Source organism: Amycolatopsis nivea (genome assembly GCF_004522235.1).
In the GTDB taxonomy this organism is placed as follows: Bacteria; Actinomycetota; Actinomycetes; order Mycobacteriales; family Pseudonocardiaceae; genus Amycolatopsis; species Amycolatopsis nivea.
In genome coordinates this window covers 57,697-72,203 of the sequence record NZ_SDLT01000026.1, presented here as the reverse complement: position 1 = coordinate 72,203, position 14,507 = coordinate 57,697, and the positions used below count along the sequence as shown (strand labels likewise).

Annotated in this window: 13 protein-coding genes; 2 read left to right on the top strand and 11 right to left on the bottom strand. The window is 70.0% G+C overall.

Features of this window, described 5'->3' with window-relative positions; all coding sequences use genetic code 11:
- Window positions 1-35: 35 nt before the first annotated feature.
- From EIZ44_RS27425 to EIZ44_RS27410, 4 genes are read right to left on the bottom strand one after another with little or no spacing between them, the layout of a single operon-like run.
- On the bottom strand, window positions 36-1,208 hold the full coding sequence (locus EIZ44_RS27425; RefSeq protein ID WP_134732064.1) for a serine hydrolase domain-containing protein: 1,173 nt from the start codon (window positions 1,206-1,208) through the stop codon (window positions 36-38).
- Window positions 1,205-2,527, bottom strand: coding sequence for an MFS transporter (locus EIZ44_RS27420; RefSeq protein WP_134732061.1), 1,323 nt, complete (start codon window positions 2,525-2,527; stop codon window positions 1,205-1,207). The genes EIZ44_RS27425 and EIZ44_RS27420 overlap by 4 nt, the downstream gene beginning before the upstream one ends.
- Window positions 2,524-3,714 carry an acyl-CoA dehydrogenase family protein gene (locus tag EIZ44_RS27415; protein ID WP_134732059.1) on the bottom strand — a complete coding sequence of 397 codons (1,191 nt, stop codon included), beginning with the start codon at window positions 3,712-3,714 and terminating at the stop codon, window positions 2,524-2,526. Before EIZ44_RS27415 ends, EIZ44_RS27420 begins: the two co-directional genes overlap by 4 nt.
- Before the next feature lie 11 nt (window positions 3,715-3,725).
- Window positions 3,726-5,270, bottom strand: coding sequence for an acyl-CoA synthetase (locus tag EIZ44_RS27410; protein WP_134732057.1), 1,545 nt, complete (start codon window positions 5,268-5,270; stop codon window positions 3,726-3,728).
- A gap of 111 nt (window positions 5,271-5,381) precedes the next feature.
- On the opposite strand from EIZ44_RS27410, the gene EIZ44_RS27405 reads away from it, so the two are divergent.
- Window positions 5,382-6,020 (top strand): TetR/AcrR family transcriptional regulator, encoded by a 639-nt coding sequence (locus EIZ44_RS27405; protein WP_037806403.1) that lies wholly within the window; start codon window positions 5,382-5,384, stop codon window positions 6,018-6,020.
- Window positions 6,021-6,023: 3 nt separating this feature from the next.
- Here the strand turns inward: EIZ44_RS27405 and EIZ44_RS27400 are convergent, their stop codons facing one another.
- The gene (locus EIZ44_RS27400; RefSeq protein ID WP_134732055.1) at window positions 6,024-7,016 is read right to left on the bottom strand and encodes a helix-turn-helix transcriptional regulator; all 993 of its coding nucleotides are present in this window, start codon (window positions 7,014-7,016) and stop codon (window positions 6,024-6,026) included.
- Window positions 7,017-7,097: 81 nt separating this feature from the next.
- On the opposite strand from EIZ44_RS27400, the gene EIZ44_RS27395 reads away from it, so the two are divergent.
- Complete coding sequence (locus EIZ44_RS27395; protein ID WP_134732053.1) at window positions 7,098-8,306, top strand: FAD-dependent oxidoreductase; 1,209 nt, start codon at window positions 7,098-7,100, stop codon at window positions 8,304-8,306.
- A 22-nt stretch (window positions 8,307-8,328) separates the two neighbouring features.
- Here the strand turns inward: EIZ44_RS27395 and EIZ44_RS27390 are convergent, their stop codons facing one another.
- From EIZ44_RS27390 to EIZ44_RS27365, 6 genes are all read right to left on the bottom strand, one after another.
- The gene (locus tag EIZ44_RS27390) at window positions 8,329-8,835 is read right to left on the bottom strand and encodes a helix-hairpin-helix domain-containing protein (RefSeq protein WP_134732051.1); all 507 of its coding nucleotides are present in this window, start codon (window positions 8,833-8,835) and stop codon (window positions 8,329-8,331) included.
- A gap of 45 nt (window positions 8,836-8,880) precedes the next feature.
- Window positions 8,881-9,609, bottom strand: a complete 729-nt coding sequence (locus EIZ44_RS27385) for an alpha/beta fold hydrolase (protein WP_134732049.1) — start codon at window positions 9,607-9,609, stop codon at window positions 8,881-8,883.
- A gap of 589 nt (window positions 9,610-10,198) precedes the next feature.
- Window positions 10,199-10,789, bottom strand: a complete 591-nt coding sequence (locus tag EIZ44_RS27380; protein WP_134732047.1) for a TetR/AcrR family transcriptional regulator — start codon at window positions 10,787-10,789, stop codon at window positions 10,199-10,201.
- Between the two features lie 111 nt (window positions 10,790-10,900).
- Window positions 10,901-11,716: an ABC transporter ATP-binding protein gene (locus EIZ44_RS27375; protein WP_134662929.1), complete on the bottom strand. Its 816-nt coding sequence runs from the start codon at window positions 11,714-11,716 to the stop codon at window positions 10,901-10,903.
- On the bottom strand, window positions 11,713-13,539 hold the full coding sequence (locus EIZ44_RS27370; RefSeq protein ID WP_134732045.1) for a dipeptide/oligopeptide/nickel ABC transporter permease/ATP-binding protein: 1,827 nt from the start codon (window positions 13,537-13,539) through the stop codon (window positions 11,713-11,715). The genes EIZ44_RS27375 and EIZ44_RS27370 overlap by 4 nt, the downstream gene beginning before the upstream one ends.
- Window positions 13,536-14,477, bottom strand: coding sequence for an ABC transporter permease (locus EIZ44_RS27365; RefSeq protein ID WP_134732043.1), 942 nt, complete (start codon window positions 14,475-14,477; stop codon window positions 13,536-13,538). The genes EIZ44_RS27370 and EIZ44_RS27365 overlap by 4 nt, the downstream gene beginning before the upstream one ends.
- Window positions 14,478-14,507: the final 30 nt, after the last annotated feature.

Here is a 14,507-nt window from a genome sequence, read left to right as displayed (position 1 = left end):
CCACAAACCCACGCTAGCAGAGAGAACGGTCTATCTTATCCGGTCAGATGGTCGCCGATCTGGGCGAACACCGCTTCCAGCGCCGGCACCGGAACGGACGGCGACATCACGTGCGATCCGTAGTGGGCGATCACCAGTTCCCGCCCCGGGCTGACCTGCAGCCGCTGCCCGTGGATGCCGCGCGCGCCGAACGTGCCGTGGCCGTCGCCGGGGACCCACCAGAAATTGTGGTACCCGATCGGCCGCGCGCCACCGGTCGGCAGAGCGCGCTGAGCGGGGCCCGGCGGCACGTTGGTCAGGTCGGCGACGATGTGTTCCGGCACGAGCTGCCGATCACCGACCGTCCCGCCGCGGCGCAGCATCTCCCCTAGCCGGGCCAGATCGCGCAAGGTAGCGCTGTAGCGGCCGCAAGCGATCTCCGTCCCGGTGGAGTCCAGGCAGTACGCGCCGTCCTCGTCCGCGCCCAGCCGGGCCCAGACCCGTTCGCTCCAGAGATCGGCGAGGCTGACCCCGGTGACGCGGCGAAGGGCTTCGGCGACGGCCTCGGTGTTGCCGTTGTCGTAGCGGAATTCGGTTCCCGGCGGTGCGACGGCCCGCGCGGTAGCGAGATGTTCCTTGACGCTCGTGGGTCCGGTGAACCCGGCCGGACGAGGCACGATGCCGACCGCGGCGAAATACCGTTGCGCTTCAAGGGGTTTGCAGAATGGCCGACCGCCATAGTCCATCACGGTGCCCATGTGCAGCAGGTGGTGGATCGTGGCGTCGCCGAACGCCGTGCCGCCGAGCTCGGGCGCGTAGTGGGACAACGGCTGATCGGCGTCAAGCACGCCTTCGTCGATGAGCAGCGCGGCGAGCAGCCCGGTCCACGACTTCGCCACCGACGCGGACAGGTGCACGTCGTGGGGCCGCATGCCGTGGAAGTACCGCTCATAGACGATCTTTCCCCGGTGCGCCACCAGGATCGCGTCGGTCTCCGCGGCGGCGAGGAATTCGGTGAGCTTGACGGCCGGGTCCCCGGTCCGCGGGGTGACTAGCAGGTTGTCCAGGTCTTCGTGGTCCTCGCGCAGGTCCCAGCGCGGGCCCGCGCCGCGCCACACCCGCCGGGTCGGGCCGGTTTCCCTGGCGCGGGTCATGCCGAGGCGGACGAACGCCGGGTCGACGTAACCGCGGCTCCAGTACGCGTTGTCCACTGTGTACGGGTTGGTCACGGTTTCTCCTTGGCTACGGCGAGTGCCGCGATGCGCCGGGCGTCGCGTTCCGGACGGACGAAGAACAGGGCGGCCAGCCCGCCCGCCATCATCAGGACTCCGGGAATGGCGAAGGCGGTCGCGAATCCGGCAGCCGGCCCGTTTGCGGCCTCGACCAGCCGGCCGGTGACGTAGGGCGCGAGCAGTCCGGCGATGGTGACCAGCGCGACGCTGACCGACAGCACCGCGCCGCGCTGGGCCGGCGGGCTGATTTCGCTGTTGACCGTCTGGCCGTTGGCGAAGGTGACGCCGTGGAAGCTGAACGCGACCGCGATGAGGACGATCCGCAGCGCGGGCTGCGTGACCGTCGGCAGCAGCACCATCGCCAAGCCCGCCAGGATCAGCACGCACCCGCCGAGAATGCCGCGGGCGATCCGGCTGGGCACGCCGAGGTGCAGCAGCCACTGGGTGATCGCGCCGTGCGCGAAGGTCAGGATCAGCCCGGCCAGCCACGGAATCGTCGCGATCGCGGCCGCCTCGCCGGTGCTGTAGCCGAGCGCGGTTTCCAGGTAGGTGGGCAGCCAGGCGACCATCAGCGTGGAGGTCCAGTACGCGCCGAACGCTCCGGTGAACCCGCCGAGCCACGTCCCGGAGAGCAGGATCCGCCGGTACGGGACGCGGGCGGCCGGGACCGGTGCCGCGCCGGCCGGGGCGCGGTCGACCGGGCCGTCGCGGCCGATCACCAGCCACAGCACGCACCACACGCAGCCGACCAGGAACATCGCCAGGAACGCGGCCCGCCAGCCGAAGTGCACGATCACCACGGTGAGCAGCGGGGTCGCGATCGCCCCGCCCAGCGCGCCGCCGCCGACGATCAGCGCGCTCGGGATGTTGCGTTTGGCGTTGGGGAACCAGCTGTGCGCGGCGTGCAGCGCCATCGGCTGCGCCGGTCCTTCGGCGGCGCCGAGCGCGATCCGGCTCACCAGCAACAGCCCGATCCCGCTCGCGGCGACAACCGAAACCTGCGTGACCGCCCAGACCAGCGCGAGCACCAGCAGGATCCACCGGGTCGAAATCCGGCTCGACGCGAGGCCGACCGCCAGCGCGCACACGCTGAACAAGAAGAAGAACGAACTGGACAGCAACCCGTACTGCGACGGGCTCAGCCCGAACTCGTGCATGATCGGACGCGCGGCCAGCCCGAGGACGGTCTTGTCGCCGTAGTTGATCAGCATGAACAGCAGCAGCATGCCCACCACCGACCAGCGGCGCAGCCAAGTGCTCCCCGCGGCCCCGTCCGCCGGCGCGGCCGGACGCGGCCTGGTCCCGGCGGGCTTCACCGCTGCGTCCCGGACGGCTGGAGCAGGGCTTTGGCGATGCCGTTCTTCTGGATCTCCGACGATCCGGTCAGCACGCGGAACATCCGCAGCCGCCGGAACAGCCACTCCACCTCGGCCCCGCGCACGAGCCCGGCCTTGCCGTGGATCTGCACCGCTTCGTCCGCGATGCGGAAGGCGTTCTCCGCCACGAACAGTTTGCACATGAACGCCTCCGTGCTCGGCTTGCTCCCGGAGTCCAATTCGGACAGTGCGTCGTACGTCATCGCGCGGGCCGCGTAGTACGCGGTGGCCATGTCGGCGATCTTGTGCTGGATCGACTGCAGCGCCGCCAGCGGGCCGCCGAACACCTGGCGGGTGCGGGCGAATTCGATGGTGAGTTCCAGCGCGCGACGGGCGTGGCCGAGCACCGTCGGGCAGTGCAGCAGCCGGTTGGTGGTGACCCGGCCGAGCCCGATGCGCAGCCCGTCCCCCACGCGGCCGAGCAGCTGCTGCGGGCCGACGTAGCAGTTGTCGAGGATGATGTCGGACTCGACGTGCTGGCCGGACATCGGAACCTCGCCGTCGGCGACCGTGCAGCCCGGCGAATCCAGGTCGACCAGGAAGGCCGAGTAGCTCTCGTCCTCCCCCGCCATCCGGGCGACCAGCACGGAGAAGTCCGCGATCGGTCCCGCCGAGGAGAACACCTTGTGGCCGCTGATCCGCCAGCCGTCGCCGTCCGGGGTCGCCGCGGTGCGCATGGCCCGCACGTCCGACCCGGCATTGGTTTCGGTGAGCGAGAAACAGCACGCGCGTTCCCCGCGGACCACCGGCAGCAGATACCGCTCGCGCTGTTCCTCGGTGGCCGTCGTGAAGATCGCGCCGGCGCGCAGCGGGCCGCCGAAGTCGCCGAGGACGCAGTGGTAGAGGATCCGGCCGGACGCGCCGACCTCCTCCTTGAGCGCAGCGAGTTCGGTGTAGCTCAGGTCGAGGCCGCCGTACTCGCTGGGCAGGTGGACGCCGTAGAAACCCAGTTCGCGACAGCGTTTCCACACCGGTTCGATCATGGCCCGGGTCAGCGGGGTCTCCGGGGTCAGCCCGAGCGTGGCCTCGTAGTCGGCGAGTTCGCCCGCCAGGTATTCGCGCAGCCGGCCGACGAGTTCCGCGAGCCGCGGGTTGTCGTCGTAGGCCGGGGTGAGGGTGAAGGACATGCGGGGCCTCCTCAGTGGACTTTCCGGGCTTCGCCCGCCCAATACCGGTCCCGCACCGCGCGCCGGTCGATCTTGCCGTTGCGGTTCACCGGGAGTTCGTCGGCGAAATCCACCGAGCGGGGTTTTTTGATGCGTGCCAACCGTTCCGCGCAGAACTCGATCAGTTCCTCGGCGGTCGCGTCGGAACGGCGGACGACAACCGCCTTCACCGCTTCGCCCCACTTCTCGTCGGGCACGCCCACCACGCACGCCTCGGAAACCGCAGGATGTTCGTAGAGCACGGATTCCACTTCGGTGCAGAAGATGTTGTAGCCGCCGGAAATGATCATGTCCTTCTTGCGGTCCACAATGAACAGATATCCGTCGGCACGCAGGTAGCCGATATCGCCGGTGTAGACCCAGCCGTCGCGGAACGTCTCCGCGGACAGGTCCGGTTCGTGCCAGTACTCGGTCACGCAGTCCGGCCCGCGCACCACCACCTCGCCGAGCTCGCCGGCGGGCACCGGACTGCCCTCGTCGTCGACTACCCGGACCTCGGAGTCGAACAACGGCCGCCCGGCCGAGGACAGCAGCTCCGGGTCCTCCTCGATCCCGCGCATCACGTCGGCGCAGGTCAGCACCGTGACGCCGCTGGTGGTCTCGCCCTGGCCGTACCCCTGCATCACGACCGGGCCGAACGCCGCGACCGCGTCGCGCAACCGCTGCGGCGACACCGGCGCGCCGCCCACTCGCAGGCAGCGGAGCGAGGAGAGGTCGAAGTCGCCCAGGCCGGGATGCGACAGCACCATGTTCAGCATCACCGGCACCAGGAACGTCGAGGTGATCCGCTCCTTCTCGACCGCTTCCAGAAACTCCACCGCACCGAACCGCGGCAGCACCACCGCGGTCGCCCCGCGGGAGAAAGCGGCCAGCAAGCCCATTCCGGTGGCGTGCGTGATCGGACCGGCCGCGAGATACCGCTCCGCCGCGGACGGCGCGCCTTCCGGGCTCATCAGCCGCTTGCGCATGTTCGCCAGCCGGTTCCCGTTCGTCTGCACGGCGGCCTTGAGCTTCCCGGTGGACCCGGAAGTGAAGTGCAGAACCGACGGGTCGTCCGCGCTCACCTCGACCGCGACCGGCTCCGGCGACCCCGCCGCCAGCACGTCGGCATAGGAGCGGGCATCCGGCGTGCGGCCGTCGTAGTCGATCAGCGCGCACGCCGTCCCGGCAGCCGCCTTCTGCGCCGCTTCGGCGTGCTCGGCGTCGACCAGCAGCACCCGCACGTCCGCGTCCGCCAGGATGTGCTCGACCTCGCCCGCGGACAGCCGCGCGCTGATCGGCACGCGCAGGAAACCGCCCTTGTAGCAAGCGATCTCGGTCTCGACCAGCTCCGCGCTGTTGCCGGAGAAGGTGGCGACCGCCTGCCCGGGCTCGACGCCGGACGCGAGCAGCGCGGACGCCAGCCGGTTCGTCCGCTCCTCCAGCTCGCGGTAGGACCACCGCCGCTCCCCGCACACCAGCGCCTGCTGATCGGGCCAGAACGTGCTGGCACGGGTGACATAGCTGCCCAGGTTCACGCCGACTCCCTGTTTTCCGTCAGATTGACCAATGCTGAACACTGTGTCTATTAACAGTCGCGGTGTCAACAGTTCGCTACACTCGGGCCGGCAACGACCGAAGGGGGCCCCTTGCCGACGACTGACCGACGGACCCGCCGCACCCGCGGGCTGCTCCGCGACGCGCTGGTGTCGCTGGTGCTCGAACGCGGATACGCCAACGTGACGGTGGAGGACATCACCGAACGGGCCGACCTGGGCCGCGCGACGTTCTACAGCCACTACCCGGACAAGGACGCCCTGCTGCGGCACGTCGTCACCGAACTCCAGGAGGAACTGGACGAACGGCTGCGCCCGCTGGTCCCGGCGTCCTCAGTGGGCTTCACCGGCAAACCGGCGCTGGAACTGTTCCGCCACGCCCGCGAGAACCGGGACCTGTACCTGCTCATCCTGCGCGGCGAGGGCGACGGCCGGGCACTGCGGCAGTTCACCGACGCGCGCATCGACGCGGTGTGCTCGGTATTCAAGTCCCGGGCCGACCACCACGATGTCAAGCCCCGCATCGACCTCGGCGTGCTGGCCAGGGCGTGGGTCGGGGAACAGCTGGCCGTCCTGCGTTGGTGGCTGGAAACGGACCCGGCGCCGATGTCGGCGGAAGAGGCCACCGGGATGCTGCAGAACCTTTCGCTGCGCGGCCGTTACTGGGCGAACGGCTTTGAGGGAGACCCGCCGGATCCCGCGCCTACGGGGGCGGATTCAGCGGAGCACTAACGCTTACTCGGCCTCGATTTTGACCCACCGTTGGGCAAGCCGACGGCAAGCTTCCCCGAGTTCCACCGGCCGGACGTCCGTCATTTCGGCATCGAAAGTGGCCAGAATCCCGGCGATCCCGGCCCACGACCAAGCGCCGAGCGTGAGCCGCGAATGCTGGCCGTCGAGGTGTTCGACGACCGACCCGCCCGGCGCCCAGCGGGCCACCACCTCCGCCGGGAGGTTGAGCCGGGCGGAGCCGGTGCACGGCCACTCCTCCGGGCTGTCGCCGCGGTCGTGCGTGCCCATCACGAACTGGGCCAGATCGTCGACCGGGAACTCGCGGGCGGCGAACCGCGCCGTGGTCGGCCGGGGACGCAGCCGGTCGACCCGGTGCACTCGCCATTGGCTGTCGGTGCGGTCGTACGCGACCAGGTACCACCGCGCGGCCCAGACGACCAAGTGGTGCGGCTCGATCCGGTGGGCAGGCTGGAAGTCGGCGTCGCCGGGATGGGGTCGGCTGCCGTCCGGGCGCAGGATTTCGGCGGTGAGCACGCGACGGCGGCGCACCGCGGTTCCGACGGCGGTGAGCGCCTCCGGATCGATCGGCGGTCCGGGAAACTCCCAGTAGTTGCGCAGCCGGGTCAGGCGCAGGGATTCCATCGAGGCCCGGAGCGCAGGCGGCATGACCTGGTGCAGCGTCGAAAGGGCGCGGGAAGCGTCGTCGCCCAGCCCGAACATCGTGCTGGGCGCGGTCTGCAGCGCTACCGCCACCGCGAGGGCCTGGTCGTGGTCGAACAGCAACGGCGGCAACGTGTTTCCGCTGCCGAGACGGTAGCCGCCGTCGGGACCGTGCACGGTCGCGATCGAGTAGTCAAGTCCGCGCAGGGTTTCGATGTCACGGCGGACGGTGCGTTCGCTCGCCTCGAGCCGCGCTGCGAGTTCGCGCAGCGGCCACACCCGTCCGGAGCCGAGCAGGGACAGCAACCGGAGCGCGCGGTGCGAGGTGTTCGCCATCGCCTCATCATGTACTGGCCACTCGGTGTCCAGTACCCCGGGCAAGGTCGGTTCCGTTCCAGGAAGAGCGGAAGGACAGACATGCGAGTAGCGGTAGTCGGCGGCGGAATCGGCGGACTGGCATTGGGCGCGGGCTTGCGCCGCCGGGGATTCGAGGTGACGGTGTTCGACCGCCACACCGACGTGACCGCGACCGGCGGTTACCACCTCACGCTGGACGACCGGGCGCAATCCGCGCTGACGGAATTGGTGGAACCGAAGATCATGCAGCGGTTGCTCGCGTCCGGCTCGGCGCTGCGGCTGCGCGAGCGCGACGCGTTCTGGGACCGCCGCGGCCGGCTTCTCTGGCAGGGTCCGGATCTGAGCGACAGCGGCGGCGTGGACATCGACCGGATCACCTTGCGCGCGCTGCTGGCCGAAGCCGTCGGCGACGACTTGCACTTGGGCCGCACGGTGTCCGGCGTCAGCCAGGAAGGTCCCCGAGTGTTGTTCGCCGATGCCGCACCCGTCTCAGCAGACCTGGTGGTAGGCGCGGACGGCGCCCATTCGGTGGTCGCCCGGCACTTGGCGGGCGGCCCGACGAACAGTCCGGCAGGCATCATCGGATTCTCCGGCCGCACCCGCCGCGCCGACCTGAGCCCTGCCGAACAGCAACGCTTGCGCTCGCGTTCCGGCACCGCCATCGCACCGCACGGGGCTGCTCTCTACGTCGGTTTCCTCGACCCAGTAGGCAATGCCGCGCTTGACGCTCCCGAACTCCGGATGTCCGTCACCACCGGACCGACCTACATCTGGGGCGCGATGCTCCCCGACCCCGCCGACTCCCTGCGCACCCTGCGCGGCCGCGAACTGCAGACCGCACTCCTGGATACCTTCCGCGAGCGACGCTGGGCCGAGCGGAGCCTGGAGGTCATCGCCAAGGCCGGCCCGGACAGCGTCGCCGCCTTCCGGTTCAACGCCGCCTCCACCCGGGCCGCCGATCTCGCGCCCTGGCCCGCAGGCCGGATCACCGCCCTTGGCGACGCCGTCCACGCCACCCCGCCCACCGCGGGAATGGGCGCGGGCGCGGCGATTCGCGACGCCGCGAGCCTAGTGAAGCACCTGTCCGAGACCGACTGCAGCACCGCCGTCGAACGGTTCGAAGCCGAGATGCGCCAACGCGGCAGCGAGGTGCTGACCCTGGCGATGAAGACGGTCAAAGGGATCCTCGCCACGAACACCCCGCTCGGGGCCGCAGCAACCGCCGTTCTGACACCGCTTATGGCCGCGGCCGTCCGACTGCGCCGCTGACCGCATCCGCGAGCGCCCAGTTCTAGTGTTGCGCCTCCTCGCGAAGGAGCCGCACCGCCTTCGGACCCACGCCGTGCAGGGCGAGCAACTCCGCGTCGGTCCACTCGGCGGTCTGTGCCAGCGTCGTGATCCCCGCACCGTGCAGTGCCCGGGTGGCCGGGCTGCCGATCGCCTTCGGCAAGTCCCCCACCTGCCCCGCCACGGCCGTCCCGGCCGCAGCCACCGGGGCCGCCAGGCGCTTCGGCGCCCGGGCCAGCCACGCGCGGCGGACCCAGTGGTTGAGCTGCTGCCCGTTGAGGTCCGCGATCGGCAACCGGGCCCCCGCCCTGGCGACGCGGCGGGCGGTCGGGTGGGCGGCGCGCAGTTCGTCCACATCGGACGGGGTCATCCGGAGCACGACCTGCCGATCCGGTCGCAGGGCGGCGAATTCCTTGCCCTGCACCGTGAACGCGACCGTGCCGTCAACGGCCAGCTCGGCCGTTTCCGGGTAGGACAGGGCGGTTCTGCGGAGCTGCGCCGGTGTCGTCATGGCCCCAGGCTGGCACGACTGGGCCGCTCAGGCCATTTCGGCGCCTCAGCCGGCCTCGGCCCCGAGGAAGTCGAACACCGCCTCCCGCAGCTCGACCCCCACCAACGCACCGCGGTGATCCCCCGCGACCTGCCGCAGCCGCGCACCCGGCACCCGCGCCACGAGCTGCTCGATCCCGTGCGCCATGAAGTCCTGCCACCCGGCGAGGAACAACGTCGGCACCTGCGGAACCCCCGCCCCCGGATCGAACGGTTCGCTCGCCAACCCCTCGACGAGATTCAGCAGCGACTCCGCGTCCCCCGCCGCCGCCATCGCCGTGATCGCCCCAGTAAGCGGATCGTCCGGCACTGGCCCGCCCTGGACGGCCAGCCGCGCCGCCCCGAGATCAACCGCTGCGAACGGTTCCTGCGGACTCAACCCGCCCAGCACCAACCGCCGCACGGACACCTTGGGATGCGCCGCGAGATCCCACGCAAGCCGCGCCCCGAGCGAATACCCGACGACGTCGACCTCTTCCGCACCAGCACATTCCGCCAACGCGTCGACCACCCGGCTCGAGGTCACCTCCTCGGCCTCCGCGACCTTGGGCCCGCCAGGATGCCCCGGCAAATGCACCACAACCGTCTCCCGCCCGGCAGCCGCCAGCGGATCGGCCCAGTACTCCGCAGGCCAATCACACGCGGCCGAAGATGCGAACCCATGAATCAACACAACCGGAGGCCCGGTGACAGGACGACGGGAAAGCGTACGGGTGACCGGAAACGCGGAAGTCATTCTACAATCGTAGACAAAACCCGTCAGCTGGTCCAGCTTTGCGTGAGGGCCACCCTCATTGACTCTGATTCCCTCAGGGTTCCCCTCACGACCCGCCCGCCGCCGTACGTGAGGGACCCCTTCACGGACCTAGATTCCCTCAAGGAGCCCTTCACGGCCCGCCCCGCACCGCCCGCCAGGATGCGCCCCCAATGCGGCATTGGTTGCATGCGACGCACCGAACGCCACATTGGGTGCATCTGACGCACCCAATGCCACATTGGGGCGCTAACCCCACCCCAACCGCCGCCCGCCGAATCCAACCCAGCCACGCACCCACCCCGCGCGCCCGAAACCGCAGCCAATGCACCCAACGCATCGAGGCACCCAGCCCTCGAAAACCGCAGCCAATACACCCAACAATCGAGGCACCCACACCTCCCCCGCACCCCGATACGAAGCCACAATGCGGTCCGGGGGTGCTTGTCAAGGCATCTTTCCAGCCTTGACAAGCACCCCCGGACCGTCATCACAATCAAGCTTCGGGGTGCCCCACGCAACCAAAGCACGCAATGTCACCGCCAGGCGACGAGCCAAAGAAAAGGAGAACTCAATCCCCAATCCGAGCCATCAACCCGTCCACATACCCCCGATACCGCTCCGCAACCTCCCCCACCGGATGCATCAAACTAGTCACATTAGCCCCGATGGAAACCGCGATAATCTCATCCGCCAGCACCCCGATAACCGGAGCCTCCGAAGCCTCCCCCTTCCCCCGAGCAGCAGCGATCCGAACCGTCAACTCCCCCCGCCAGCTATTGAGCAAATCCCGATACTGCCGAGCAAGCTCCGGATTAGCCACGGAATGCTCCCACAACACCAGCAAAACCCGAGCCGACGCGATCTGATGCTCGTCGAACGGAATCGCCGCCTCGACAAACCCCCGCAGCGACTCCATGGGCCCGAGCGAAGGATCCAGTTCGGACATCCGCTGCGAAGTCTCCTGCAGCACGCTCTCGAACGTAGCCGCGATGATGCTGTCCTTGCTGGGGAAGTAATGCTTGAGGGCACCGTTCGCGAACCCGGCCGCGGTCACGATGCTGCGCATCGTGGCAGCCTCGAACCCGCCCTCGATGATCAGCTTTTTGGCGACCTCGACGATCTCCCGTCGTCGCTGATCGTGATCGATGACCTTCGGCATGGTTACAGACTCTAACCCGTATTCTCCCGCGACGGATGTGACCCTGCTCGACCGTCCGCGGGAGCGGCGAGCCCGGGAATGCGGACGCACAAGCCATGGCCCGAAAATCGTTCACCCGAGTCCCAGCCGGGCCGCTCGTCTCTGCGCCTGCCGTGCCGGGTCCGCCACCGGAGCGGCCAGCAGCAGCCGCTGGGTGTAGGGATGCTCGGGAGCCCGCGTCACCGTCGCCGTCGGGCCCGATTCCACGATCTCTCCCTGGTACAGCACCGAAACCCGGTGACAGATCCGGTGCACCACGCCCAGGTCGTGCGACACGAACAGGTACGACACGCCGGTCTCGCGCTGCAGTTCCAGGAACAGGTCGAGGATCGTCGCCTGGGTGGTCAGGTCGAGCGCGCTCACCGGCTCGTCGCACACGATCAGCCGCGGCCGGCGGACCAGTGCCCGCGCGATCGCGATGCGCTGCCGCTGGCCGCCGGAGAACTCGCCCGGATACCGGTGCACCGCGTCGGCGGGCAGGCGCACGCGGTCGAGCATGTCCGCGACCACCGTCCGGGCGTCCGCACGCGAAGTCCCGGCCACCACTAGCGGTTCGGCAAGCACTTCGCCGACGGTCATGGTGGGGTCCAGCGAGCCGTACGGGTCCTGGAACACCACCTGGATGTCGCTGGCCAGCCGGCGTCGCGTCGCGCCCCGGGCGTGGGTGATGTCCTCGCCGTCGAAGGTGATCCGGCCGGACTCCGGCGCGGCGAGGCCCAGCACGGCTTTGCCCAAAGTGGACTTTCCCGACCCGCTTTCGCCGACCAGCCCGACGCATTCGCCCGGCCGCACGTCCAGCGAAATCCCTTTGAGCGCCCGGAATCGGACCCGGCGGCTGAGCCGGTAGTCGACGACGAGGTCCTCGATCGCGAGCAGCGGAGCGGTCATCGCCCGGCCTCCTCTCCGGCCGCGTGGGCAAGACCGCGCCGTTCCCAGGCTTCGTCCAACTCGTCCCGTCCTTCGGTGTCGTCCAGCGACGCGCTGATCAGCTCGGCGGTGTAGGGGTCCTCCGGCGCGCGGAAGATCCGTTCCACCGGCCCGGTTTCCACGATCCGGCCGTCCTTCATCACCACGACGCGGTCGCAGATGTCCGCGACGACGCCGAAGTTGTGCGTGACGATCACCAGCGCCATCCCTGTCTCGGCCTGCAGTTCGCGCAGCAGCTCCAGCACCTCGGCCTGCACCGTCACGTCCAGCGCGGTCGTCGGCTCGTCCGCCACCAGCAGCGACGGCCGCCCGGCCACCGCGCCGGCGATCAGCACGCGCTGCGCCATGCCGCCGGAGATCTGGTGCGGATAGCTCGCCATGACGCGATCCGGGTCGGTGAGGCCGACCCGCTCCAGCACCTCGCGTGCCCGCTTCTTCGCCGCGGCCTTGTCGAGCCCGTGCACGCGACGCAGCGGCTCGACGAGCTGGTGCCCGATCCGATAGCACGGGTCGAGGTTCGTCATCGGTTCCTGCGGCACGTACCCGATCTCGCGGCCGAGCAGTTTCGCCCGTTCGGCCGCGTTCCCGACCTCGCGCCCGCCGACCCAGATCCCGTCGGCGACCGCGGTCCCGCCGGGCGGCAGGAGGTCGAGCACGGAGAACACCGTCTGCGTCTTGCCGGACCCGGATTCGCCGACGATCCCCAGCACCTCGCCGGGCGCCGCGTCCAGCGACACCCCGCGCACGACCTCCTTGACGCCCTTGTCGGTCGCGTACCCGACCCGCAGGTTCTCGATCCGCAACGCGCAATCCGCGGCCGCGTGTTCGTGAGCGCCGGAAGCCGCGACCTCGCCCAGCGCGTCCGGAGCCGGCGCCGCGAGGGCTTCCCGCACCCGCGCCCGGCCCCGGCGGGTCGGCTGTTCCCCGCGGACGCTGACCAGGTCGGCGAGCGTCGAGCCCATGAACGCCAGCGCGGCGATCGTCACGCCCAGCGCGATCGACGGCCACAGCAGGATCAGCGGGTACGTCAGCATGTTCAGGAAGCCGTCGTTCATCGTCTGGCCCCAGCTGGGCGTCGACGCCGAGCCGATGCCGAGGAACTGCAGACCGGCCTGCATGCCGATGGCGAGCCCGGCGGTGAGCGCGGTCTGCACGATGATCGGCGCGTACACCGCGCGCAGCAGGTGCGTGCGCAGGATGCGCAGCGTGCCGACGCCGGCCACACGGGCGGCGTCGATGTACGGCTCCCGGCGCACGGTGAGAGCGCGGGCGCGGGTGATCCGGTAGTAACCGGGCGAGAGGAACACGCCGAGCGCGATCATCAGCACGGTGAAGTCCTGGCCGGTGCCCGCCGCGACGACCAGCAGCACGATCATCCCGGGCACCGACTGCAGCGCGTCGCTGATCCACGAGCAGATCCGGTCGGTCGCGCCGCCGAAGGACCCGGCGACCACCCCGGTCGGGACGCCGAGCACGACGCCGGTGACGCAGGTGATCACGCCGCCGTACAGCGTGGTCCGCGCGCCGTAGAGCAGCCGGCTGAAGAGGTCGCGTCCGGCGGAGTCGCCGCCGAGCAGGTGCCCGTTGCCGGGTTCGGCGTGGGTGAGCGCGAAGTCGACGTGGTTCGGGTCGTAGGGGGCCAGCCACGGCGCGAACACCGCGGCGAGCACGACGAGCGCGAACACGACCAGCGCGACGACGCCGACCGGACGGCGGAAGTACCGGCGCAGCAGGGAAATCCGCTTCACCGGGGCGAGCGTGGCGGGGAACGGGGCAGCGGTCATCGGTCGCGCACCTTCGGGTTGACCCACCCGAGCACGAGGTCGAGCAGGAAGTTGACGATCACGACGAACACGACGGTCACCGCGGTCAGGCCGAGCAGCACCGGGATGTCCCCGATCTGCGACGCCGACTGCGTCAGGCTGCCGATCCCCGGCAGGTTGAACACGATCTCCACGACCACCGCGCCGCCGAGCAGCCCGACGAACATCAGCGCCAGCACGGTCAGCGCGGACGGCGAGGCGTTGCGCAGCACATGCGTCGTGACCCGCCGCGACGACAGGCCGCGCGCCCGCAGCGTGCGGACGAAATCCTGGTTGGCGACCTGGAGGAAGCCGTTGCGCAGCTGTTCGGCGATCATCACGATCGCCCCGAGCGACAGCGAGATCGACGGCAGCGCGATCGACCGCAGCCAGCCGACGAACGACTGGTCCGGCGACACGTAGCCGACCGCGGGGAACCACTGGAGCTGGATCGCGAACCAGGTGACGAGCACGAGGCTGACCCAGAACCCGGGCAGCGCGAACAGCACCACCGACGCGAGCTTCAGCACGCGGTCGACCACTCCGCCGGGACGCAGGCCGCAGATGACCCCCACGAGCACGCCGAGGATCGCCGCGAGCAGCGTCGCGGCGACGACGACCGACAGCGTCACCGGCACGCGCAGCGCGATCTGTTCGCCGACCGGCTGGAAATTCCGCCAGGAAGTCCCGAAATCGCCGGTGGCCGCGTGCGACAGCCAATCCCAGAACTGGACGAGCAGCGGCCGGTCGTACCCGATCTGGGCGCGCAGCGCCGCCTGCTGCGCGGGGGTCGCGCTGTTGCCGAGCAGCCCGGCGGTCGGGTCCCCCACCGCCGTGTGCGCCAGGAAGAACGTGCCGCTCGTGACCAGCACGAGCAGCAGGATCCCGGACACCAGGCGTTTGACGATGAATGTGAGCATGTCGTTCGGCTCCTCCCCCGGGGCCGTCCA

Bases quoted from the DNA above. Each gene is read 5' to 3' on its own strand.
- EIZ44_RS27395 (WP_134732053.1), top strand. From the start codon at position 7,098: ATGCGAGTAGCGGTAGTCGGCGGCGGAATCGGCGGACTGGCATTGGGC.
- EIZ44_RS27365 (WP_134732043.1), bottom strand. From the start codon at position 14,477: ATGCTCACATTCATCGTCAAACGCCTGGTGTCCGGGATCCTGCTGCTC.
- EIZ44_RS27375 (WP_134662929.1), bottom strand. From the start codon at position 11,716: ATGACCGCTCCGCTGCTCGCGATCGAGGACCTCGTCGTCGACTACCGG.
- EIZ44_RS27400 (WP_134732055.1), bottom strand. From the start codon at position 7,016: ATGGCGAACACCTCGCACCGCGCGCTCCGGTTGCTGTCCCTGCTCGGC.
- EIZ44_RS27385 (WP_134732049.1), bottom strand. From the start codon at position 9,609: ATGACTTCCGCGTTTCCGGTCACCCGTACGCTTTCCCGTCGTCCTGTC.
- EIZ44_RS27390 (WP_134732051.1), bottom strand. From the start codon at position 8,835: ATGACGACACCGGCGCAGCTCCGCAGAACCGCCCTGTCCTACCCGGAA.
- EIZ44_RS27415 (WP_134732059.1), bottom strand. From the start codon at position 3,714: ATGTCCTTCACCCTCACCCCGGCCTACGACGACAACCCGCGGCTCGCG.
- EIZ44_RS27380 (WP_134732047.1), bottom strand. From the start codon at position 10,789: ATGCCGAAGGTCATCGATCACGATCAGCGACGACGGGAGATCGTCGAG.
- EIZ44_RS27370 (WP_134732045.1), bottom strand. From the start codon at position 13,539: ATGACCGCTGCCCCGTTCCCCGCCACGCTCGCCCCGGTGAAGCGGATT.